The following is a 20,810-nucleotide window of genomic DNA, read 5'->3' as shown; positions in this document are numbered from 1 at the left end:
GTGGCGTGCATTTTCACGCACCGCACAATTCTACACGCGACGATACCCGGACGGATAGGGGGAGCATGCGGGAAACGGTACTTTTCACGCAGGACCGGCAGCCAATGCCGCCAATGCCGGCTGTTCCAGGTGCCAGGATTGCCATCCGGTTTCCGGTTCGCCACCCAGGGAGCGGTAGAATCGCATGGCGGCATGATTGTCCGGCAGGACCAGCCAGTGAAGACGCGGCGCGCCCATGGCACAGGCATGCGATGCCACGGCCCGCATCAGGGCATGGCCCACCCCCGCCGCCCGCCAGCCATCGGCGACATAAAATTCCTTCAGCACCAGCGTGGGGCGGCGGTCATAGGTCCAGCGGATGGTATCATGCACCGCCATGCCCACCAGATCACCTGCCGCCGACACCGCGACCTTGGCCCCGAACCAGGGATCGGGACCAAGACCGTGGATGGCCAGATCATCCGCCGTCACGGCAAATTGCTTGTCATAACCTTCGAATACCGCCAGCGCCCGCATCAAGGACAGAAGCGCCGGGATATCGCCGGCGTGAAAGTCACGCACCGTGACGGCGGATACCATGATCAGGCCGCAGCCCCGGCGGCGGGGCCTTCATAGCTGAACCCTTCATCGGCCCAGCCCGTCATGCCGCCGATCATCAGCTTTACAGGACGGCCCAGGCTGGCCAGCCGCAGGGCGCCCTTGTCGGCACCGTTGCAATGCGGGCCGGCGCAGTACACGACGAACAACGTGTCGGCAGGATATTCCGCCAGCCGCTTTTCCGTCAGGTCCATGACGGGAATATTGATGGCGCCCGGCACATGCGACGCGGCAAAGGCCTTGCGCCCGCGCACATCGACCAGGACGAATCCGGGGGCGCCCGACGCAAAGGCGGCGAAGACATCGGCGCAATCGGTTTCCAGCGACAGACGCTTCTGGAAATGGGCGACGGCGTCGGGCGACGGGGCGGCTTGGATACGGGTCACTTCGTTCGACATGGGATCAACCTGTCAGGGGTTTCGATGGGGTGCAGAATGGCGCCGATCCCCCCTTCGCAAAACACGCGCCCTGCCATAAAATATCGAAATCATGCCAAAGCAGACACGCCCCACCGATCCGCCCAACCGCACCGTCGCCATCCTGGCCTATGACGGTCTGTGCACGTTTGAGTTCGGGATCGCGGTGGAGGTGTTCGCCCTGCCCCGGCCCGAACTGGGGCCCGACTGGTACCGTTCCATGGTGGTGGCGGTGGAGCCGGGGCCTCTGTCGGCCATGGGCGGCATCCGCGTCACGGCGGATGGCGACCTGTCGCTGCTTGAAGGGGCCGGGACCATCATTGTGCCGGGATGGCGGTCGGCGGGCGCGGCGGTGCCGGAGGCCCTGTGCCTGGCCCTGCGTGCGGCCCATGAAAGGGGGGCGCGGCTAGTGTCGATCTGTTCGGGTGCCTTCGTGCTGGCGGCGGCGGGGCTGCTGGCGGGCCGCGATGCCACCACCCATTGGCGGTATGAGGCGATCCTGGCCGAACGCCATCCCGACATCCGCTACCGCCCCGGTCTGCTTTATGTCGATCATGGCGACGTGCTGACCTCGGCGGGCAGTGCGGCGGGTCTGGACCTGTGCCTGCATATCGTGCGCAAGGATTTCGGGGCGGCCATCGCCAATCAGGTGGCGCAGCGTCTGGTCCTGTCATCCCACCGCGACGGGGCGCAGAAACAGGTCCTGGAAAGGCCTGTCCCGACGTCCCATGAGGGACCGCGCCTGTCACCCCTGCTGGACCGGTTGCGCCGGGAACTGGACCGCGATCACGCCCTGCGCGATCTGGCAGACAGTGTGGGGATGAGCCTGCGCACCTTCATCCGCCGGTTTCAAGACATGACCGGCCTGTCACCCGGCGAATGGCTGCTGCGGGAACGGGTGGCGCGGGCCGAACAATTGCTGACCGAGACGACGGCCAGCGTGGAGGATGTGGCGACGGCCTGCGGCTTTCCCACCGCCGCCGCCCTTCGCTATCATTTCCGCAACCGGATCGGGGTGGCCCCGGCACGGTACCGCCGGGATCAAAACCTTGATGCCGTCACTCCGCCCCGGTCAGACGCCGGAAATAATGTTCCGCCGTGATGGCACCGGTGCGGCGATCATATTCGTAGAGGAAGCGCAGGCTTAGATCGATGGAGTTGTAGCAATTATGGACGATGGAAGCGGCGGCCAGAAGCTGTCGGTCCGAATATCCATCCAGGGAAATGAAGTCGCGGACAAAAACAGCGTCGGCATAGACCTGCTGACTTAGCCCGCCATACATGCTGCCATTGACCATTGCGGGCTGCAGGATGCGGCTTTCCAATGGAAAGAAGCGGTGGAAGATAAAGCCCTGTGAGCGCAGGAACTGTTCCACCTCACTGAACAGGGGCTGATCCTTGTACAGAGGCAGGAACTCCACCTCCGTCTGGATCACCACCACGTCGCGCAACCGCTCGATCCCGCTGCGAAGCGCCATCAGCTCCCCGCCCTGGATATCGATCTTGATCATGTCGGCACTGGCGGTTTCCGGCACGTCATCCAGCCGAACCGTATCCAGCTCCGCGCGGGCCACAACCTGCCCCCATAACGGGAAACCATGGAACAAGGACAGGACACGCTGATCCGGTTCCAGCAAGGAGGTCATGCCGGGGGCATGACAAAGGCGCAGCACATGGCGACCGCCATCACCCACCGCATCCGGCAGATAGGTTTCGTCCGGCCCCATCTTCTCCAGCAACTTGGCCAAGGCAGCGGGGTTGGGCTCAAATCCCACGACCTCTGCGTGGCCACGCTTCAACATCGGAAGATAGGGTGGATCGCTGTCGATCGGATTCGCCCCGATATCCACCACCTTGACCTTAACGTCCGTCCCCGTCAGGTCGTTGAACAGGCGAACACCCTGAACCGTCATGCATATCTCCAGTCCCACCGGCCCCCGCCCGATGGCGCGCCGGATGCCAGCATCGTGGAATATCACCAGAAATGCAAAGGGCGCCGACGGTAAACCCGCCGACGCCCCACAGCATTCAGTCAAGAACCGTTATGCGATCAACGGCCCGTCTTGATCTTGGTCCAGGCGCGGGTGCGTTCACGCTCCGCCTTCTGGTTGATCTGCTTCACGGTGAAGAACTTGGCCATCACATCCTTGGGCGGGAAGATGGCCGGGTTCTTGGCAATCTCCTGATCCATCAGCGGCCAGGAAGCCGGGACGGCATTGGCATAGGCCACGAAGTCGGAGATGCCGGCCATGGCCTTCGGCTCCAGCACATAATTGATGAAGGCGCTGGCGCTGGCGACATTGGCGCCCGCCGGGATCGTCATCATGTCGAACCAGACCTGGGCGCCTTCCTTGGGGATGGCATAGGCGATGGTGAACTTGGCCTTGGCCTCTGCGGCGCGGGCCTTGGCCTGGAACACATCGCCCGAATAACCGACGGCGACACAGGCGTCACCGGTGGCCAGCGGATCGATCACCGACGGCACGAAGGTCTTGATATAGGGGCGGATGGCCAGCATGGCCGCTTCCACCGCCTTGGTGTCGTCAGCACTTTCGGAATTCGGGTCCAGGCCCTTGGCCTTGAACACCGACGGCAGGATGTCGGTCTGGCTGTCCAGGAAGACGATGCCACAAGCGGCCAGCTTCTTGGCGTTTTCCGGATTGAAGATGAAATCCCAGCTATCGACATTCACGCCGGGCAGCACCTGCTTCACCTTTTCGACATTATAGCCGATGCCGATGGTGCCCCACTGATAGATGATGCCATATTCATTGCCGGGGTCGGTCGATTCGACCAGCTTCATCAGGGCCGGATCGACATTCTTCAGATTGGGGATCTTGGACTTGTCCAGCTTCTGGATGGCCTTGGCCTGGATCAGCTTGCGCATCGTCGGTTCCGCCGACGGCACGGCCACATCGTAACCGGAATTACCGACCAGCAGCTTCGATTCCAGGGTTTCCAGATCGGTAAAGACGTCATACTGCGTCTTGACCCCGGTCGCCTTGGTGAAGTCGTCCAGCGTGGTCTCGCCGATATAATCGGCCCAGTTATAGATGTTGACCTTCTTTTCCTGGGCCATGGCCGTATGGCCGACGGCGATGGCGGCAACCATGCCGATGGCGCCGATCACGTGCTTCAGCTTCATCAAGGACCCCCAATCAGATCGGACGCCCGCTTGGCACGGGACCGCCCCGGTAGGTGGGTGCCGCTGCCCGCAGCACCCTGGACAGCGGGCATTGCACATAGGCGCCGGTGCCTTGTCAATGACGATGGATTTGCCTTGTGTCGTAAGGGGATGCGACATCCTATACCTTATGGGATAATACCCGTTCCCAGTGATCGGAACCGATCACTGGGCTTCAATCGCCAGCGCCGCCATCCGGCGGCTAGGGCGCGCGCCACGTGGCGCGCGGCGGCAGTCGCCGCCGAACCAAATCCCGATGAGTTAAACTCACCGAGATTTGCTATAAGCGTGCCGCCGATGCCCTTTCAGGGGGCAGTTTCCGCTGGCTGGAGGTCATGTTTTGCGCAATGTACAGGAGCCGCCCTTCGGCACCCACGCCCCCGGCACCTTGCCCCGGCTGCTGACCGACCTGTGCCAGGGATTGCCCGTCACACCGGCGGGCCGGCGTCTAGCGCTCTGGCTGCGCAAGGTGGCGATGATCCTGCAAGGCCCGGTATTCGATGTGGCGGTGCGCGGCATCCATCTGCGTCTCCATCCCGGCGACAATGTTGGGGAACGCAAGTTCCTGTTCATGCCGCAATTCTTCGACCCCGAAGAGATGGAACTGCTGGCCACGCGCCTGCCGCGCGATGGCACCTTTGTCGATATCGGGGCCAATGTCGGGCTCTATACCCTGAACGCCGCGCGTTTCCTGGGGCCCGCCGGGCGCATCCTGGCGGTGGAGCCGGGGCCGGAGGCCGCGCGGCGCCTGCGCTTCAACCTGGGCCTGAACCGCACCGACGCCGCCATCACCCATGCCGATTGCGCCATCGGGGCGGAGGAAGGGGTGATGGGGCTCTATCTGGATGACAGCAACCTGGGTGGCTCCTCCCTGGTCCGCGATCATGGCGGCAAATCCACGCCCGTGCGCGTGCGTCCCCTGGTCGATGTGCTGGCGGAGACGGGGATCACCCGCATCGACATGCTGAAGATCGATATCGAGGGGGCGGAGGATAAGGCCCTGCTGCCCTTCTTCGATCAGGCGCATGAGGATCTGTGGCCGCGCGTGATCATCATCGAACGGTCGCAGGAAAGCTGGGCCGGCGACCTTCTGGGCCGGTTCAAGGCGGCGGGCTACCGGGCCTTCGGCAACAGCAAGATGAATTGGTTGTTTGAACGGTAAACCTGAACGTGACCGTCAATCGTAGCGCGGATTAGGCGAAGCCGTAATCCGCGGGCCAATGGTGACCGGATATCCGCGGATTACGCTTCACTAATCCGCGCTACGAGGCAATTCGCCCCCATCCGGTCACAATGTCCAGATGGGGGCGCGCGCCGTTACCAGGTCACCTTGACCTTGGCATAGTAGAAGCCGCCGTTGAAACCGAACGGCGAGAAGTTGGAATACTGGGCAAAGCCGTTCGGGTTGGCGCCCGGAATGACCAGATCGGTGTAATTGTCGAACAGGTTGTTCACACCGGCGGAGATCGACAAATTCTCCGTCAAGTCATACCCGACATCGAGATCGACCACCCATTCAGGCCCGAAGGTCTGATCCAGCGCGGCGCTGGCATTGCGCGAGGTGAACTTGCCATAACGCGTGCCACGCAGGGTCAGATTGAGGTCTTCATACTGCCAGCTGGCGGACAGGTTGATCTTGTTGTCCGGCTGGGCCTCCTCGAACCGCCCTTCCTCCACGCGGGAGAAGCGGGTCAGTTGCAGGCCGACCGTGCTCAGCGTGGACGGGTTGGGCTTCACGTTCAACGTCTTGGTATCGTTGAAATTGACGCCCGCCGTCAGGTTCAGGGTGCCGGCCGTGTCAAGATCGGCGCGATAGGTGCCGACGATATCGACGCCGCGCGTGCGGGTATCGATGGCGTTGGTGAAGAAACGCCCGCCGGTCACGCCGGCAAAGCCGCGTGCCGTCAGGAAATTCTGCACCGCCGTGCCCGTCAGGTTCTCCGACAGGACGATACGGTCATCGATACGGATCTGATAGGCGTCGACCGTCAGGCTGGCCCCTTCAAACGGGTTGGAGGTGAAGCCCAGGCTGTAATTGATCGACTTTTCCGGCTTCAGATCTTCGGCACCCAACGCCCTGGCCGCCGGATCATTGACGCGGAAGGTGCGAATCTCGAACGGCACACCACCGATGAAGTTGGTGGCGGTGGAGGAGAAGTAGCTCTGCTGCAAGGAAGGCGCGCGGAAGCCGTTGGACACCGCACCACGCAGACCGAACGCATCCGTTACATCATACTTGAAGGCGAACTTGCCCGACCCGGTCCAGCCGAAGTCGGAATAATGTTCGACACGGCCCGCCACACTGACCAGCAGCGCGTCGGACAGCTTGGTTTCCATGTCGAGATAGGCCGCATAGCTGTGGCGGTCGACATCGACCTCATCGCTGGGCCGGAAGCCAGGGAAGCCCTGGGCGCCGGGGGCCGGCTGGCTGCCGATGGCGCTGGTGGAACCGCCATCCAGCACCTTCACACCGCCATCCTTCCAGCTATCCTCATCCCCTGCCCCCAGCTCATAGCCTTCGGTGCGGTATTCCAGACCGGCGGAGACGCTGAGCGAGGATGGCAGGCCGATATCGACATCGCGCGACGCGTCGGCATTGATCACACCCTGGGTATAGAGCAGATCACCGGCATAGAAGCTGCGGCGGCTGTTGGTGCCATAGGTAGCGTTCAGGGTGTTTTCCACACTGAACGGGAAGTCGTTGCGGCCATAGGTGCCAGAAATATCATAGCGGGTTTCGCCGGCATCGCCCTTCACACCCACGGCCACCGACATATCGTCGATGTCGGACGTGATGAAGGGCAGGAACCCGTCGGGATAGATGGACCGGACATTGTTGGGGTCGCGCGGACGCCGCCAGGTGGCCCCGGCTTTGCCCTCGCGCTTGTTATAATTGCCGAAGGAGTAGAGTTCGGCCCCGCCCAGCGGCAGGCCCAGATTATAGACGACATTATAGTCGGTGACGTCGCTGTCGCCGTACCAGAAATTGTCGGTACGGTTGATCGTCGCCTCACGCGGGTCGGCGGCACCACCGGCAAGATTGTTGTACTGCTGGCGGATATCGGCAGCCTGACGGTTGGTATGGGCGCGGTCGCGATATTCGGCGGTCAGGTTCAGATAGCCGCCATTGCCAATGGTGACGCCGGCATTGGAGGCGAAGTGATAGATATCGCCATCGCCCTCATAGGTCTGGCCATAGGAGCCGAAGGCCGAGCCGCCGGAATTATTGTCCTTCAGGATGATGTTGATCACGCCCGCGATGGCGTCCGACCCGTACTGCGCCGCCGCCCCATCGCGCAGCACCTCAACCCGGCGGATGGCCGATGCGGGAATGGCATTCAGGTCGGCACCCGTGGAGCCGCGCCCGACGGAACCGTTCAGGTTCAGCAACGCCGTATTGTGCCGCCGCTTGCCATTGATCAGGACCAGCGTGTGGTCGGGCGACAGACCGCGCAGCGTGGCCGGACGGATATGGTCGGTACCGTCGGTGATGGTCGGTTGCGGGAAGTTGAAGGAGGGGACAAGGGCGTTCAGGACCTTGTTGACCTCACCCAGGCCCGACCGTTCCAGTTCGCCCGCCGAAATCACGTCCACCGGCACCGGCGATTCCGCCAAGGTGCGGTCGGCACGGCGCGTACCCGTCACCACGATTTCTTCGACATCGCCGGCGGGCTGCTGAGCCTGGGCGCCCCCCGCCACGGTCAGGAACCCGGCCAATGCCGTACCAACCTTAAGCCACTGCTTCCCCATGTGTTCTTCTCCCGACTATCTTCAGTCGCCGCCCCATGTGGAACGACCGAGCACCCAGGAACGATATCGTTTCCCGGGCACTTGGGAAGGTGAGGATGGTTACCCGACTGTTAATATTGCACTGGTGTGACGCAATAGGCGCAGGAAGCGTTCGCTAACCGCGCGCCCGCATCAGGCGGGCCTTGTCGCGCTGCCAATCACGTTCCTTCTCGGTGTCGCGCTTGTCGCCCTTGTTCTTGCCCTTGGCGACACCGATCTCGACCTTGGCCTTGCCGCGGTCGTTGAAATAGACCGACATGGGCACCAGGGTCATGCCCTGGCGGGCGATGGCAGCCAGCATCTTCACCAGTTCGCGCTTTCGGACCAGCAGCTTGCGCGGACGCTTGGGGTCATGCTGCAGCCAGGCGCCGGCCTGGCCATATTCCGGGATATAGGAATTGACCAGGAACAGCTCGCCCCCGATCTCACCGGCATAGGCTTCCAGGATGGAGGCCTTGCCGCCACGCAGGGACTTCACCTCAGTGCCGGTCAGCATGATGCCGGCCTCCACCGTATCCTCGATAAAGTAATCGAAGCGGGCCCGGCGGTTCTGTGCCGCCAATTTGCGCTCGGGCGCGTTGTTCGCCATCGCTGGAACAATCCGATCCGTAAAAACAAAACGTGCCCCCTGTTATGGGGGCAGGTTCGATCAAGTTCAATGGAGTTGGGTTTAGGAAGGGTTGCCCCCTCACCCTCCCATTGGCTGGCGCCAATGGGCCCCTCCCTCTCCCACGTTCGTGGGCGAGGGGCGAAACAATAAGTCCAACACCATATTCCGCCCCTCGCCCGCCTGGCGGGAGAGGGAGGGGCCCGGACGCGTCAGCGTCCGGGAGGGTGAGGGCGGAAGCGCCCCCCGCTCAGATCAGACCGGATTTGCGCATCGCGGCCTCGACCACTGTCCGGCCTTCCGCACTGCACGGCACCAGCGGCAGGCGGACATCCGGGGTGGCCTTGCCCAGCAGGCTGGCGGCGTACTTCACCGGGGCCGGGCTGGTCTCCACGAACATCGCCTGATGCAGCGGCAGCAGGATGTCGCGGATACGGGCCATTTCGACCAGATCGCCGCGCTGCCACGCCTCATGCAACTGCGAGCAGAGCGCAGGCGCCACATTGGCCGTGACGGAGATGCAACCCACCCCACCCTGGGCCAGGAAGCCGGTAACGGTGGCATCCTCGCCCGAAAGCTGGCAGAAGTCGGGCCCGATTTCGACGCGGGTGCGAAGCGGACGGGCCAGATCGGCCGTCGCGTCCTTCACACCCACGATGTTGGGCAACTTCGCCAGCCGCGCCATGGTTGCGACAGACATGTCGATGACGCTGCGGCCGGGGATGTTGTAGATGATGATGGGCAGATCGACAGCGTCATGGATGGCCTTGTAATGCTGATAAAGACCTTCCTGCGACGGCTTGTTGTAATAAGGTGTGACCACCAGGGCGGCATCGGCACCGGCCTCCTTGGCGTGACGGGTGAGCGCGATGGCCTCTTCGGTCGAATTGGAACCGGTGCCGGCGATCACGGGCACGCGGCCCTTCGCCACCTCAACGGTCAGGGAGACGACCAGACGATGTTCCTCATGGCTGAGCGTCGGCGATTCGCCGGTCGTACCCACGGGAACCACGCCGTGGGTCCCCTGTTTGATCTGCCAATCCACAAAGTCCTTGAACGCGACCGCATCCACCTTCCCCTCACGGAACGGCGTAATCAGTGCGACGATGGAACCCTTGAACATGGCAAGACACTCCGGTCAGAACGAATGAAGGCGCGAACCTTAAACAGCCGCAATCCCCGAAACAAGGCGACAGGCCGTGCCCTGGCGGCGATGCTGCTCTGCCTGGGTATCGGGCTTGGCGGTGCCGGATTGGCACGGGCCGCCGGTACGACCAGCGATGTTGGCATTTACAAGCAGGCCCTGCGCGCCGCCGACCAGGGCAAAATGGACGAGGCACAGCGCCTCGTCCGCCGCGCGCCGGACGATCAGGCCTCCAACCTGATCTTGTGGATGACCCTGACCCAGGGCGGGACCGATGCCAGCTGGGACGCCATCACCGGCTTCATGAAGCGCCATCCCGACTGGCCCAACCAGGCCGCTCTGCGCCGCAATGCCGAAGCGAAGATGCCCTCGGACATGCCGTACGCGCAGGTCCGCGAATGGTTTGAGAAGAACCCGCCGCTGACGCTGGTGGGGCTGGGGCGTTATGCCGATGCACTGATGGAGACGGGTTCGTCGGACAAGGCCATCGAGCTGATCCGCGACCGCTATATCAATGGCAGTTTCGGTGCGCAGGAGGAGCGGGATTACCGCCAGCGCTATGTCGGCCTGCTGCGCCCCGCCGATCATGCGGCGCGCCTGGACCAACTGATCTGGGCCGACAGGATCGACGAGGCGCGGCGCGTCATGCCGCTAGTCGATCCAGGCCGTCAGGCCGTGGCAGACGCGCGCATTGCCATGGCGGCGCAATCGCCGGGTGTCGATGGCGCCCTGCGCCGGGTTCCGGCCAGCCTGCAGAACGACCCCGGCCTTCAATATGACCGCACACGCTGGCGCCGCCGCAAGGATATGGATGACGGCGCCATGGAGGTGCTGGCCTCCAAGCCGGCAGAAGAACAGGCCCATGCCGCCGACTGGTGGGTGGAACGCCATATCCTGGCCCGCCGGTTGATGGAGAAGGAGCAGTATGCCCGCGCCTATGAGCTGGTGTCCGGCCACGCCACCAGGGATGGGCTGGGTTTCGCGCAGGCGGAATTCCTGGCCGGCTGGCTGGCCCTGCGCAAGCTGAACCAGCCCGATCAGGCGCTGAAGCATTTCGAGGCCTTGTTCCGGGGCACCAGCTCCCCCGTCAGCCGCTCCCGCGGTGCCTATTGGGCGGGCCGTGCGCTGGACGCGATGGGCGACAAGGAACGCGCCGCCACATGGTATGACACGGCCACCACCTATGGCGGCACCTTCTATGGCCTGCTGGCCGCCGACCATCTGGAACGCCCGCCCGGCAGTGCCCTGCCGGTGGAACCGGAGCCGACGGACGAACAGCGCCGGGCCTTTGACAAGCGGGAAATGGTGCGCGTCACCCGGCTGCTGGCCCGGATCGAAGGGGCCGACAGCGACCGCACCACCCTGTTCATCCGCAAAATGTCGCTGGACGCCAAGACGGGTGAGGAATACCGGATGGTGGGTGAACTGGCCGTGGCACTGAAACGCAAGGATCTGGCTGTCACAACCTCGCGTGCGGCGTGGCAGGATGGTTTCGTGCTGCGCCATGCCGGCTTCCCGCTGCTGGACATGAAGCCGCCGGCCCGACCGGAAGCGGCCCTGATCCACGGCATCATCCGCCAGGAGAGTAATTTCGTGGCGGATGCCGTCAGCTCCGCCGGCGCACGCGGCCTGATGCAGGTGATGCCGACCACGGCAGCAGGCGTGAACCGCGCCCCGGCCCCCGCGAAACCCGCGGCCACCCCATCCAAGACGGCCAAGACAGCCAAGAACGGCAAGCAGGACGCCAAGGCGAAGAAGCCACCGGCCAAGCAGCAGCCGAAGACCAGCAGCACGGCCAATCGCCTGACCGCCGACCCCCGCTATAATGTGGAGACAGGCTCCACCTATCTGGCCGACATGATCGACCGGTTCGGCGGTTCCTATGTCCTGGCCATCGCCGCCTATAATGCCGGGCCGGGGCGGGTTGCGGGCTGGGTACGTGATTATGGCGATCCGCGCGGGACCGGAGTCGATGTGATCGACTGGATCGAAACCATGCCGATCTATGAGACTCGGAACTACGTTCAGCGTGTTCTGGAAAATGTGCATCTGTACCGGGCCCGTTTGGGGCATCCGTCCATGCGCATGACCCTGGACCTGGAACGCGGCGCTGCCACCAACGGCTGATCACGAAGGGACTAATCCCTATTTCCGCGCGCCAAAAGCCGGGCGGCGGGCGATGATGGTCACAGCTTTGCCATCATTCCCGCCGTCCGGAGCCTTATAATGCCGGCCCAGCCGATTACCCAGCATATCCGCGAGGCCGCCCTGGTCCATGCCCGTCTGCTCGACCGGTTGATCACCGAGACAGAGGCGGAGATTGCGAAGGAACACGGGACTTTCGTGACCGAAAGCCTGCGTGAATGGCTGGGTGTCCTGCGCAGCGAACGGCAGGTCTACGGCATGGCCGCCACACTTCTGGTCAGCAATATTGAAAATGCCGCTTGACTGTATCCACAGATTCCGGATTTTCATCACGGAAATTCGGTATCGAGACCAGGATGCGGCAAATCGGTTTAATCTCCGGATTCGCGAAGTTGGTTTATCGACAAACGGCACAGATGTGGTAGTATAATTGTCGTTCAATACCCGCAAGGGCCTCGAAGCCCCCGCCCTGGCAGTTCGCGTTGGATGTATTGCGGCGATTAGTTGCTCAATTGCCAGTCCAGAACAACCGAAGGGAGGTTTATCCTGTAGGATTTGTGAGGCGTCGCGGTTTTGCTGCCCCTAACTGATCCATCAGATTCACCTATGTATGCCACAAACATACAAGTGATGGACAGTCGGGACGAAATCGCTGATATTGCCATACCATAGCATGACGGCACTTTGGGCCGCATACTTGCGTAAGCGGTTTTTGGTCTGACCACCAACGGAAGCCTGATTGCAGTTTGTGACGTCGGGGGCGCCACGCCGCCCCGGTGTCGGGAAGATGCAAAGAACAGTGATTGCCTGCCGCCACGGAACAGTTCGCGTGGCCAGGTGTTTCACAGGAACGCGGAATAGGGGGCAATAGAGTTCTATGCCGAGACGGAGCAAAAACGCAGCGGTTGCTGCCCTTGAGACAGTGATCGAGAACCATGTTGCTGGCCGTATAAGACTTCGTCGCGGCCTCTTAGGCATGAGCCAGTCCGACCTTGCAAAGGCCCTGGGCATTACTTTTCAGCAGGTTCAGAAATACGAGCGTGGTTCAAATCGCGTCTCGGTTGGCAAGCTTTATCGGCTTGCCGATATTCTGGATGTTCCGCTGACATTCTTCTTCGACGGGCTGGACGTTCCCGATATGCGTCGCCCGCCGGAGAGCTTTGCCGCGACGGCTGAAGGCTCCTCCCCCATCCTGTCCCGCCGCGAACTCGACCTGCTGCGCGCCTGGAAGTCGGCACCGGAAGAAGTTGCGGATGCCGTCGGTTCGCTTCTGCGCGCGGTATCCCCGAACGCTGGATATGACGAGGAAGCCGCCGCCGCAGCCGCCGCAAACCGTCAATATACGGCCCCCGCCGAGACGACGAGCCCGGCGCCCGCTATTGAGGCACCGCGCCGCCGTGGCCCCGTGCCCGGCAGCAAGCGTCAGCCGAAAACCCCCGATGATCCCGCCGCTGCTGCGGCTGGTGGCCGCCGCCGCCGCGGCGCAATCTGGGACCCGGCTGATATCCGCGATTATAGCGAAGGCGAAGGCGACTGAACCTTCGCAGTGCCGTTCAAGGCCCCGGTGACCATGTCGCCGGGGCCTTTTTCTTGGAACTAATCCCAATAAAACCCATGATGGATACTTACAATAAAACCAGACCGGTTTTGTTGTAAGTCGGTGCAACAAACTTCGCCGCCTTCAGACTGTTTCCCAAACGGATACCGTTATCGATCAGGGATGAAACGACATCCAGACATTGAAGCTGTCATGCAGCGCATCAATGGTGATCCCCTGCCCCCGCTTCACATCGAACGGGCGATCCGGCAGATAGAATCCTGGTTGCCAGCCGCTGGCCGGGCTGTCGACAAACGGGCTGTTCTCGAATGTGACGCCATCGCCGAAATCCAGCCAGACCCACTGCGCCAGAGCCGCACAGCGGCCCTCGGTATTGGCGGGCAGAATGAAGCGAACCTGTTCCGACGCGGGAATCGCCCCACCCGTAAAATCAAACGTGAACGGATCAGCGGCGACGGACAGCGCCACCGGCTGCACCAGTCTTGCGTCATAACGCACGGACCGGGGATAGAGCCGGTTGAAGGCCGACAGGTCGAAGCCGCTGGTCGGCCCCGTGAACAGATGCATTTCCAGTAAGGCGCCCCCCGCCAAGGCGCAGCGCACGCCGCCGCGTGCCGGCAGGATGCGGGCATCGGGCTTCAACAGGCGGGCACGCGCATCGGCCACCGCCGGGATGATCCGTTCGGACAGGAAGTCGCTGGCCACGATCTCCGACAAAAGAACGTCTGCCGGGCGTGGCAGCACACCGCCGACCTGCAGCGCCGTGGACAGGGTGTTCACCACGGTGATCCTGTCCGACAGGCCGTTGGCGGCGATCACCGCCCGCGCCGTCTCCGCGATCCAGGGAACCGCCTCGCAACTGACCACCTGCGCACCGGCCCGTGCCGCCATCATGGCCAGCAGGCCGGATCCGGTGCCGATCTCCAGCACCAGATCCCCCGGCTTCACCTGCGCCTTGATCGCCGCCTCATAGGCATCGTTGCGGGGCGCGTCATTGACCATGGGCACGTGCCAAAGCGGCAGCATCCGGGTGCGCAGCTTGGATTGCAGAAGCTGCGCCTCGACAAAGTCGGGCTTCAGGGCCAGGGCCTGGCCCACCTGCTCCAACGCCTCTTCCAGCTTCTCCTGCTCACGATGGGCGGCTGCCAGATTGAAGCGGCCAACCGGGTCATCTGGCTCGATCGCCACGGATTTCTCAAAGGAAACCCGCGCCTCATCCATGCGACCCAGTTTCTGGTGGCACAAACCGATATTGAAGTTCAGACCCCGAAAACTCGGATCGGCCTTTCCCGCCTTCTCAAAGGCCGTCAGGGCTTCGGCCCATTTCTCCTGCGCCTTCAGGACAAGCCCTAGATTCCAGGAAACCGGCGCCATGCCGGGGCGCAGCTTGTCGATCTGCCGGTATAGTTTCTCGGCCTCTGCCCAGCTTCCATCATTCTGGCGGGAGACGGCCTGGGCGAAGATGCGGTTGAGGTCCATGGCGGCTGCTTTTGGATCAAGGGGATATGGGCGATTGTGGCCCAGGGGAAGCCAGCCGATCAACCATGATCGGCACTGGCATCCCACGGCATTGGCGTTATTCTGCGCGGCAATCCAATGACCCGTTACGGAAAGCCCCCGAGATGCCCCTTCCCGACACGCATCCGACCGTGAAGAAGCGGCGCAGCCAGTTGCTGAACCACCTGCTGGCCTATTTCTTCTGCGCCGTCATCATCGTGCCGGTGAATTTCTTCATCACTCCGGACAGGATCTGGTTCTTCTGGCCGCTGGTCGGTTGGATGGGGCCGCTGGCCCTGCACACCGCCTATGCCATGGGCATGTTCGACCGGAAGGGGTAGGGTTTGTCGAGAATCACCTGTACTGAGAAAATCTGCCTCCCCGGCGAAGGCCGGGCCAAGGGGCCACACGCCCGACGTCAGTGCTGGTGGCTGGCGAGACAGGTGGAAAAGTTGAAGCATGAGGCCCCTGGGCCCCGGCCTTCGCCGGGGAGGCAATTTATGAATTTCAATGGGTTATTAGCTCATATGGTGGGTTTCTGAATCTCAACAGACCCTAAAGCCCCCGCGCCATGGCGCGCCAGGCGATGTCGCGGCGGCAGAAACCTTCCTTCCAGTCGATGCGGTCCACCGCCTCATAGGCCTTGGCGCGGGCATCGGCCACGCGCGGGGCGATGGCGGTGATGCCCAGGACGCGACCGCCATTGGCCAGGATGGCACCATCGGCCCCTTCTTTGGTGCCGGCATGGAAAATCTCCACCCCATCGACCTGCCCCGCCGCCGGCAGATTGCCGATGCGCGTACCCTTCACATAGTCGCCCGGATAGCCCTCGGCGGCCATGACAACGCAAAGGGCTGCCTCGTCATGCCATTCCGGCACCTGGCCCGACACGTCGCCCTGCGCTGCCGACAGCAGCAGCGGCACCAGATCGGATTTCAGGCGGCGCATCAGCACCTGGCATTCCGGGTCACCGAAGCGGACATTATATTCCAGCAGCTTGGGCACCGGCTGCCCATCCGGCCCGTTCACCACCATGATGCCGGCGAACAGCACGCCGATGAAGGGCTTGCCCTCTTCCGCCATGCCGCGCACGGTCGGCAGGATCATCTCTTCCATGATCCGCGCCTCGATGGCGGGCGTCAGGACGGGGGCGGGGCTATAGGTGCCCATGCCGCCGGTATTGGGGCCCTGGTCACCGTCATAGGCGCGCTTGTGATCCTGCGCGCCGGCCAGGGCCACGGCATTGGTCCCGTCGCAGATGGCGAAGAAGCTGGCTTCCTCCCCATCCAGGAATTCCTCGATCACAAGTTCGGCCCCGGCATCGCCAAAGCGGCGACCGACCATGGCTTCCTCGATGGCGGCATAGGCCTCATCCACGCTTTGGCAGATGGTGACACCCTTGCCGGCGGCCAGACCGTCGGTCTTCACCACGATGGGGGCACCGTGCCGGGCCACGAATTCCTTGGCGGCACCCATATCGGTGAAGCGGCCATAGGCGGCGGTGGGCACGCCGAAGCGGGCCACGGCATCCTTCATGAAGCCCTTGGACCCTTCCAGGGCGGCGGCTTCCTGCGACGGGCCGAAGGTGGGGATACCGGCGGCGCGCAGCGCATCGGCCAGACCCAGGACCAGCGGTTCCTCCGGCCCGACAACGGCGAAGTCGATACCTTCGGCGGTGGCAAAGGCGGTGATGCCGGCCACGTCATTGGCCGACAGCGGCACCAAGGTCGCCACGTCCTTGATCCCGGCATTGCCGGGGGCACAGTAGAGGGCGTCGCACAGGGGGGAGCGCTTGATGGCCCAGCACAGCGCATGCTCGCGACCACCGGAACCCACGACCAGAATCTTCATGGCTCTATCCCCCTGCTGCTGCCGTTTGGCGGCGGTTGCTTAGCATGGGTTGGGGGGCGGGTCACCCGGCGGTGTGGGATGGCGCCAATGCGTTCAGCCGCGTGCGACGGCCAGCAGTTGGGCGAAGCGGTCGGCAATGGCGGCCGGGTCGTGCGCCATTGTCGCGTCGCCCACCACCATCTCCGTGCAGCAATGACCCCGTACCGGCAGGGGGATGACGCGCCCGAAGCACCAGATGCCTTCCTCCCGCGCCGCGCGTTCCAGTGCGTTCGCCAGGGCCGGTGCCGCCACCGGCCAGACCAGCCGGAAGGAATTGCACATCACCCGGTCGGCGGCCCAGGGGGCGTCACGGGTGGACAGCGCCTCAGCCAGGGCGACGGCATGGGCATGATAATCGCCCATGCGCGGCAGGAAATGGCGCAACCCGTACAGCCCGCCCAGCACATAAGGGAACGCCGTATAAAGATTGCCACCCATGCGCGACCGCCAGGGTTTCAGCGTATCCAGAAACGCCGCCTCGCCCGCGATCAACGCCCCACCCGGCGCGCCCAGCCCCTTATACAGGCTGACATAGGTACTGTCGGCCAGGGCCGCGATCTCCGCCAGTGACCGTCCATAAAAGGGTTGCGTCTCCCACAGGCGCGCGCCGTCCAGGTGCAACGCGATCCCCTGCTCCCGGCACCAGGCGGACATGGCGACCAGCTCGTCCCAGGACGGCGCCCGGAACCCGGCATTGCGCAGCGGCAGTTCCACCACCACGGCAGCCAGCGGTTCCTTCACCCCCTGAAGGTCAGCCAGCGTAAAGGGCGCGTCATCCGGCCCGATCCGCACCAGCCTGATATCGGATAGCCGCTCCACCGCGTCCGACTCGTCCACCGCAATATGGCTCTTGGGATGAACGGCGACCAGCCGCCGGCCCGTGCGTTCACGATGCGCGAACAGAACCGCCTGCTGTCCCACCACCGCCTTGTGAAAGAACAGGGCGGACGGTTTGCCCAGCAATTCCGCCACCTGCCCCTGCAGCAGGTCGATGCCGGGGCCGGCATTATATTCATCGCCCGCCAGATTAATCTCCGGCATGGACAGCAGCCGTTCCATCCACACACGCGGCGTGATCGGCCCATGCCCGTGCAGGAAAGTCTGGCAACTGGCACGCAAGGCGCGGTCGATGATGATGGAGGTCATGGGGGCTTCCTGCTGGTCGATCAATATCCACTGACACCATCCATTTCGTCTTCCCGACGTAAGTCGGGACCCAGGGGCCACAAGCGCCAACCTCAACGCAGCGTCGATCAAAGCTGCCGACAGGTCGGGCGCTTGGCCCCTGGGTCCCGGCTTACGCCGGGATGACGGAGAGGGGGATGGTGGGCAGCGGGATCAATGCACTGACCCCGCCGGCTTGTCCCCTTTGCCGCTGACCCCGGCCTCGGCAAAGGTCGCCATGTTCAGGTGGCAGGCAAGGGCAGAGCGCAGGACGGGGATGGTGAGCGCCGCGCCCGACGCCTCACCCAGGCGCATGTCGAATTCGAACAGCGGGCGCTTGTTGATGGCGGTCAGCAGGCGGGCATGGCCGGGTTCGGCGCTGCGGTGGGCCACGATGCAATGGTCCAGTGCCTTGGGGTCGGCCTTGTACAGGACGGCGGCGGCGGCGGTGCAGGCGAAACCGTCCAGAACCACCGGCACACGGGCCAGACGGCAGGCGATGATGGCGCCCATGATGGCGGCCAGTTCCTGCCCGCCCAGGCAGCGCAGCGCCTCAAACGGATCGGTCAGGGCGGACGGATTGGCGGCCAGCCCCGCCTCCACCGCCGCGATCTTGCGCTTGATGCCTTCGCTGTCCACGCCCGTACCGGGGCCGACCCAGTCGGACGCGGCCCCGCCGAACAGCGCCGCGCACAATGCGGCGGCCGACGTGGTGTTGCCGATGCCCATTTCGCCCAGGCACAGCAGATGCAGGCCCGGCTCAATGGCCATCATGCCATAGGCGGCGGCGCGGGCGCAGATTTCCTCGCTCATCGCCGGGCCAGCCGTGAAGTCCGCCGTCGGATGGTCCAGGTCCATCTCATGCACGCGCAGGTCGGCATCGTGCAGTTCGGCCAGTTGGTTGATGGCGGCATGGCCATTGATGAAGGCCTGCACCATCTGCCCCGTCACGGCGGGCGGATAGGCCGAAACGCCGCGCTGTGCCACGCCATGGGCGCCGGCGAAGATCACGATGCGCGGGTGGGTCAGTTCCGGCGGCGCCTTGCCCTGCCAGGTGGCCAGCCACTGCACCAGCTCCTCCAGCCGGCCCAGCGCGCCGGGCGGCTTCAGCAGGCTCTGTTCACGCTGCATTGCCGCCGTCGCCGCCTCCAGGTCAGGCCCCGGCAGGTCGGCCAGCACGCGGCGGATTTCCTCCAGGCTGGGCAGGCCTTCATCATCGTGGTGGTGATGGGAATGGTCGTGATGGCCGGACATGGGACGTTCCTGAAGCGATTGTATCATGGTTACCGTCTGGCCCCCTGCGCGGGTGCCGGAACGGTGCTGGCGGTGAAAGCCACACTGGCCTATACCGATGTCATGAGCGATGCAACAAAGCAGCACAGGCCCCAACCGCTCGCGGAATTCATGGCGGCCACCATCTTTCTGACCCGCCTGCCCCTGCGCTGGAAGGGCGACTGGCCGGACGACCTGAACCGCCGTGCCCTTTCCTGGTTCCCCATCGTGGGATGCCTGATCGGTGTGGCGGGCGGTGTGCTGTACTGGGCGCTGACTTTCGCAGGTCTGGCGCCGCTGCTGGCCGCCATCGTCACTGTTGCGGCCCTGACCTGGCTGACCGGCGCCTTGCATGAGGATGGGCTGGCCGATGTCGCCGATGGATTCGGCGGCGGGCGGGACAAGGAAGCCAAGCTGTCCATCATGAAGGACAGCCGGGTGGGTACCTATGGTTCCATGGCCCTGATCCTGGTGGTGCTCGCCCGTGTCGGCGTGCTGTCTACCCTGGCAGACCCGCGTACGGTGGCGCTGGCCTTGATCGGCGCGCATGCCTTTTCACGCGGTCTGCTGCCACTGGTGAAGCTGGCCCTGCCCGATGCGCGCCTGAAAGGTGTCTCGGCGGACCAGGGCCGGCCCGACAGCGCCCGCGCCCTGGTCGCCCTGCTGATCGGCTTCACGCTCGCCGCAACCGCGCTGAACAAGCTGCATCTGGCGTCCGGCATGATCAGCCTGTCGGTCATGGCCATATCCGCCGCCGCCGTTTGGGGCGTTGCACGGCTGTCGAAAAGGCAGATCGGCGGTGTCACCGGTGACGTGCTGGGTGCCGGGCAGCAAATGGCCGAAATCGGCTTCCTTCTGGCCCTGGCCGCCGTCATTCCGGCTTCGACATGAGTGTTGATGGTGCTGTCACCCGCTGGTGGTGGGTGCGCCATGCACCCCTGTTGCTGCCGCCGGGCACCATTGCGGGACAAATGGATGCAGATGCCGATCTTTCCGATACCGGAATGATTTACGGCGCGCGATCCTGGTTGCCTGACAATGCCATCTGGCTGACCACACCCCTGTCGCGCAGCATCCGATCAGCGGCGGCATTGACGCCCGATCAGCCCACCCTTTGCGTGCCCGACCTGACCGAACAGGATTTCGGATCATGGCACGGTCGCACCCATGCCGAAATCTGGGACAGCGAGCGGGAAATGGCCGAGCGCTTCTGGCAGGACCCGGCCGGCAACGCCCCGCCGGGCGGGGAGAGCTTCGCGGATCTATGTCAGCGGGTAAACGCAGCGGTGATGCGGGAAACGCAGCCCCATCGCGGACGCGACATTGTGATGGTCGGCCATGCCGGCCCCATCCGCGCCGCCCTGGCGCTGGCGCTGGGCCTGCCACCGGCGGGGGTGCTGTCGGTGGCGGTTGATCATTGGCACCTGTTCCGGATGGACCATCTGGCCCTGGGCGATGGCGACGGGCAATGGCGCCTTATCGGTGCCAATATTCCGCCATGTCAGGGCCGCTTGCTTTGATTAGGCATTGCGGGCATTGAGATCATG

General features: G+C 63.9%; 19 protein-coding genes. 8 read left to right on the top strand and 11 right to left on the bottom strand.

The annotated features are described in order from the left end of the window. Nucleotides 1-84: 84 nt before the first annotated feature. Together ACODSP_RS01195 and ACODSP_RS01190 are read right to left on the bottom strand one after the other, a co-directional pair. On the bottom strand, nucleotides 85-579 hold the full coding sequence (locus ACODSP_RS01195) for a GNAT family N-acetyltransferase (RefSeq protein WP_488963801.1): 495 nt from the start codon (nucleotides 577-579) through the stop codon (nucleotides 85-87). Between the two features lie 2 nt (nucleotides 580-581). Continuing rightward, the gene (locus ACODSP_RS01190; RefSeq protein WP_488963800.1) at nucleotides 582-995 is read right to left on the bottom strand and encodes a rhodanese-like domain-containing protein; all 414 of its coding nucleotides are present in this window, start codon (nucleotides 993-995) and stop codon (nucleotides 582-584) included. Between the two features lie 91 nt (nucleotides 996-1,086). On the opposite strand from ACODSP_RS01190, the gene ftrA reads away from it, so the two are divergent. Continuing rightward, a complete protein-coding gene (gene ftrA / locus ACODSP_RS01185) occupies nucleotides 1,087-2,115 on the top strand; it encodes a transcriptional regulator FtrA (RefSeq protein ID WP_488963799.1) in 1,029 nt (342 codons plus the stop codon). On the opposite strand, the gene ACODSP_RS01180 is transcribed toward ftrA, so the two are convergent. Next, a complete protein-coding gene (locus ACODSP_RS01180) occupies nucleotides 2,072-2,926 on the bottom strand; it encodes an FkbM family methyltransferase (protein WP_488963798.1) in 855 nt (284 codons plus the stop codon). The genes ftrA and ACODSP_RS01180 overlap by 44 nt on opposite strands. A 137-nt stretch (nucleotides 2,927-3,063) precedes the next feature. Then, nucleotides 3,064-4,158, bottom strand: coding sequence for an extracellular solute-binding protein (locus ACODSP_RS01175; protein ID WP_488963797.1), 1,095 nt, complete (start codon nucleotides 4,156-4,158; stop codon nucleotides 3,064-3,066). Between the two features lie 379 nt (nucleotides 4,159-4,537). Between ACODSP_RS01175 and ACODSP_RS01170 the strand changes: the two genes are divergently transcribed. Then, on the top strand, nucleotides 4,538-5,359 hold the full coding sequence (locus tag ACODSP_RS01170) for an FkbM family methyltransferase (protein WP_488963796.1): 822 nt from the start codon (nucleotides 4,538-4,540) through the stop codon (nucleotides 5,357-5,359). Between the two features lie 155 nt (nucleotides 5,360-5,514). Here the strand turns inward: ACODSP_RS01170 and ACODSP_RS01165 are convergent, their stop codons facing one another. From ACODSP_RS01165 to dapA, 3 genes are all read right to left on the bottom strand, one after another. Continuing rightward, nucleotides 5,515-7,947: a TonB-dependent receptor plug domain-containing protein gene (locus ACODSP_RS01165; RefSeq protein WP_488963795.1), complete on the bottom strand. Its 2,433-nt coding sequence runs from the start codon at nucleotides 7,945-7,947 to the stop codon at nucleotides 5,515-5,517. Nucleotides 7,948-8,101: 154 nt separating this feature from the next. Then, a complete protein-coding gene (gene smpB, locus ACODSP_RS01160; protein WP_054167243.1) occupies nucleotides 8,102-8,575 on the bottom strand; it encodes an SsrA-binding protein SmpB in 474 nt (157 codons plus the stop codon). 268 nt (nucleotides 8,576-8,843) lie between these two features. Beyond that, the gene (gene dapA / locus ACODSP_RS01155) at nucleotides 8,844-9,716 is read right to left on the bottom strand and encodes a 4-hydroxy-tetrahydrodipicolinate synthase (RefSeq protein WP_054167242.1); all 873 of its coding nucleotides are present in this window, start codon (nucleotides 9,714-9,716) and stop codon (nucleotides 8,844-8,846) included. 24 nt (nucleotides 9,717-9,740) lie between these two features. Between dapA and ACODSP_RS01150 the strand changes: the two genes are divergently transcribed. The 3 genes from ACODSP_RS01150 (at nucleotide 9,741) to ACODSP_RS01140 (ending at nucleotide 13,419) form a co-directional block, all read left to right on the top strand. After that, on the top strand, nucleotides 9,741-11,864 hold the full coding sequence (locus tag ACODSP_RS01150) for a lytic transglycosylase domain-containing protein (RefSeq protein ID WP_488963794.1): 2,124 nt from the start codon (nucleotides 9,741-9,743) through the stop codon (nucleotides 11,862-11,864). A gap of 99 nt (nucleotides 11,865-11,963) precedes the next feature. After that, complete coding sequence (locus ACODSP_RS01145) at nucleotides 11,964-12,185, top strand: hypothetical protein (protein WP_054167240.1); 222 nt, start codon at nucleotides 11,964-11,966, stop codon at nucleotides 12,183-12,185. A 574-nt stretch (nucleotides 12,186-12,759) separates the two neighbouring features. Continuing rightward, nucleotides 12,760-13,419, top strand: a complete 660-nt coding sequence (locus tag ACODSP_RS01140) for a helix-turn-helix domain-containing protein (RefSeq protein WP_488963793.1) — start codon at nucleotides 12,760-12,762, stop codon at nucleotides 13,417-13,419. 177 nt (nucleotides 13,420-13,596) lie between these two features. Here ACODSP_RS01140 and ACODSP_RS01135 read toward each other — a convergent pair whose 3' ends face one another. Further along, on the bottom strand, nucleotides 13,597-14,919 hold the full coding sequence (locus tag ACODSP_RS01135; RefSeq protein ID WP_488963792.1) for a tetratricopeptide repeat protein: 1,323 nt from the start codon (nucleotides 14,917-14,919) through the stop codon (nucleotides 13,597-13,599). A 143-nt stretch (nucleotides 14,920-15,062) separates the two neighbouring features. Here ACODSP_RS01135 and ACODSP_RS01130 point away from each other — a divergent pair, with 143 nt between their 5' ends. Then, nucleotides 15,063-15,278, top strand: a complete 216-nt coding sequence (locus ACODSP_RS01130; RefSeq protein ID WP_488963791.1) for a 2TM domain-containing protein — start codon at nucleotides 15,063-15,065, stop codon at nucleotides 15,276-15,278. Nucleotides 15,279-15,492: 214 nt separating this feature from the next. Here the strand turns inward: ACODSP_RS01130 and purD are convergent, their stop codons facing one another. The 3 genes from purD to cobT all read right to left on the bottom strand — a co-directional run bounded on the left by purD (nucleotide 15,493) and on the right by cobT (nucleotide 19,245). Continuing rightward, the gene (purD, locus tag ACODSP_RS01125) at nucleotides 15,493-16,788 is read right to left on the bottom strand and encodes a phosphoribosylamine--glycine ligase (protein ID WP_488963790.1); all 1,296 of its coding nucleotides are present in this window, start codon (nucleotides 16,786-16,788) and stop codon (nucleotides 15,493-15,495) included. 93 nt (nucleotides 16,789-16,881) lie between these two features. Next, entirely contained in the window at nucleotides 16,882-17,973 is a 1,092-nt protein-coding gene (locus tag ACODSP_RS01120) for a threonine aldolase family protein (protein WP_488963789.1), read from the bottom strand. Nucleotides 17,974-18,165: 192 nt separating this feature from the next. Then, entirely contained in the window at nucleotides 18,166-19,245 is a 1,080-nt protein-coding gene (gene cobT / locus ACODSP_RS01115; protein WP_488963788.1) for a nicotinate-nucleotide--dimethylbenzimidazole phosphoribosyltransferase, read from the bottom strand. Here cobT and cobS point away from each other — a divergent pair. Beyond that, the gene (cobS, locus tag ACODSP_RS01110; protein ID WP_488963787.1) at nucleotides 19,234-20,154 is read left to right on the top strand and encodes an adenosylcobinamide-GDP ribazoletransferase; all 921 of its coding nucleotides are present in this window, start codon (nucleotides 19,234-19,236) and stop codon (nucleotides 20,152-20,154) included. The two genes, cobT and cobS, sit on opposite strands and share 12 nt — an antisense overlap. Next, nucleotides 20,151-20,783, top strand: a complete 633-nt coding sequence (locus ACODSP_RS01105; protein WP_488963786.1) for a histidine phosphatase family protein — start codon at nucleotides 20,151-20,153, stop codon at nucleotides 20,781-20,783. The genes cobS and ACODSP_RS01105 overlap by 4 nt, the downstream gene beginning before the upstream one ends. Nucleotides 20,784-20,810 lie beyond the last annotated feature (27 nt).

This window comes from Niveispirillum sp. FG156 (genome assembly GCF_057809555.1).
The sequence above is the reverse complement of the archived record's forward strand: the minus strand, read 5'-3'. Positions and strand labels throughout refer to the sequence as shown.

What these genes read in the sequence shown, in the direction of transcription:
- ACODSP_RS01195 (WP_488963801.1), bottom strand. Translation starts at nt 579, where the DNA reads ATGGTATCCGCCGTCACGGTGCGTGACTTTCACGCCGGCGATATCCCG.
- ACODSP_RS01190 (WP_488963800.1), bottom strand. Translation starts at nt 995, where the DNA reads ATGTCGAACGAAGTGACCCGTATCCAAGCCGCCCCGTCGCCCGACGCC.
- ftrA (WP_488963799.1), top strand. Translation starts at nt 1,087, where the DNA reads ATGCCAAAGCAGACACGCCCCACCGATCCGCCCAACCGCACCGTCGCC.
- ACODSP_RS01180 (WP_488963798.1), bottom strand. Translation starts at nt 2,926, where the DNA reads ATGACGGTTCAGGGTGTTCGCCTGTTCAACGACCTGACGGGGACGGAC.
- ACODSP_RS01175 (WP_488963797.1), bottom strand. Translation starts at nt 4,158, where the DNA reads ATGAAGCTGAAGCACGTGATCGGCGCCATCGGCATGGTTGCCGCCATC.
- ACODSP_RS01165 (WP_488963795.1), bottom strand. Translation starts at nt 7,947, where the DNA reads ATGGGGAAGCAGTGGCTTAAGGTTGGTACGGCATTGGCCGGGTTCCTG.
- smpB (WP_054167243.1), bottom strand. Translation starts at nt 8,575, where the DNA reads ATGGCGAACAACGCGCCCGAGCGCAAATTGGCGGCACAGAACCGCCGG.
- dapA (WP_054167242.1), bottom strand. Translation starts at nt 9,716, where the DNA reads ATGTTCAAGGGTTCCATCGTCGCACTGATTACGCCGTTCCGTGAGGGG.
- ACODSP_RS01150 (WP_488963794.1), top strand. Translation starts at nt 9,741, where the DNA reads ATGAAGGCGCGAACCTTAAACAGCCGCAATCCCCGAAACAAGGCGACA.
- ACODSP_RS01145 (WP_054167240.1), top strand. Translation starts at nt 11,964, where the DNA reads ATGCCGGCCCAGCCGATTACCCAGCATATCCGCGAGGCCGCCCTGGTC.
- ACODSP_RS01140 (WP_488963793.1), top strand. Translation starts at nt 12,760, where the DNA reads ATGCCGAGACGGAGCAAAAACGCAGCGGTTGCTGCCCTTGAGACAGTG.
- ACODSP_RS01135 (WP_488963792.1), bottom strand. Translation starts at nt 14,919, where the DNA reads ATGGACCTCAACCGCATCTTCGCCCAGGCCGTCTCCCGCCAGAATGAT.
- ACODSP_RS01130 (WP_488963791.1), top strand. Translation starts at nt 15,063, where the DNA reads ATGCCCCTTCCCGACACGCATCCGACCGTGAAGAAGCGGCGCAGCCAG.
- purD (WP_488963790.1), bottom strand. Translation starts at nt 16,788, where the DNA reads ATGAAGATTCTGGTCGTGGGTTCCGGTGGTCGCGAGCATGCGCTGTGC.
- ACODSP_RS01120 (WP_488963789.1), bottom strand. Translation starts at nt 17,973, where the DNA reads ATGACCTCCATCATCATCGACCGCGCCTTGCGTGCCAGTTGCCAGACT.
- cobS (WP_488963787.1), top strand. Translation starts at nt 19,234, where the DNA reads ATGGCCGGACATGGGACGTTCCTGAAGCGATTGTATCATGGTTACCGT.
- cobT (WP_488963788.1), bottom strand. Translation starts at nt 19,245, where the DNA reads ATGTCCGGCCATCACGACCATTCCCATCACCACCACGATGATGAAGGC.
- ACODSP_RS01105 (WP_488963786.1), top strand. Translation starts at nt 20,151, where the DNA reads ATGAGTGTTGATGGTGCTGTCACCCGCTGGTGGTGGGTGCGCCATGCA.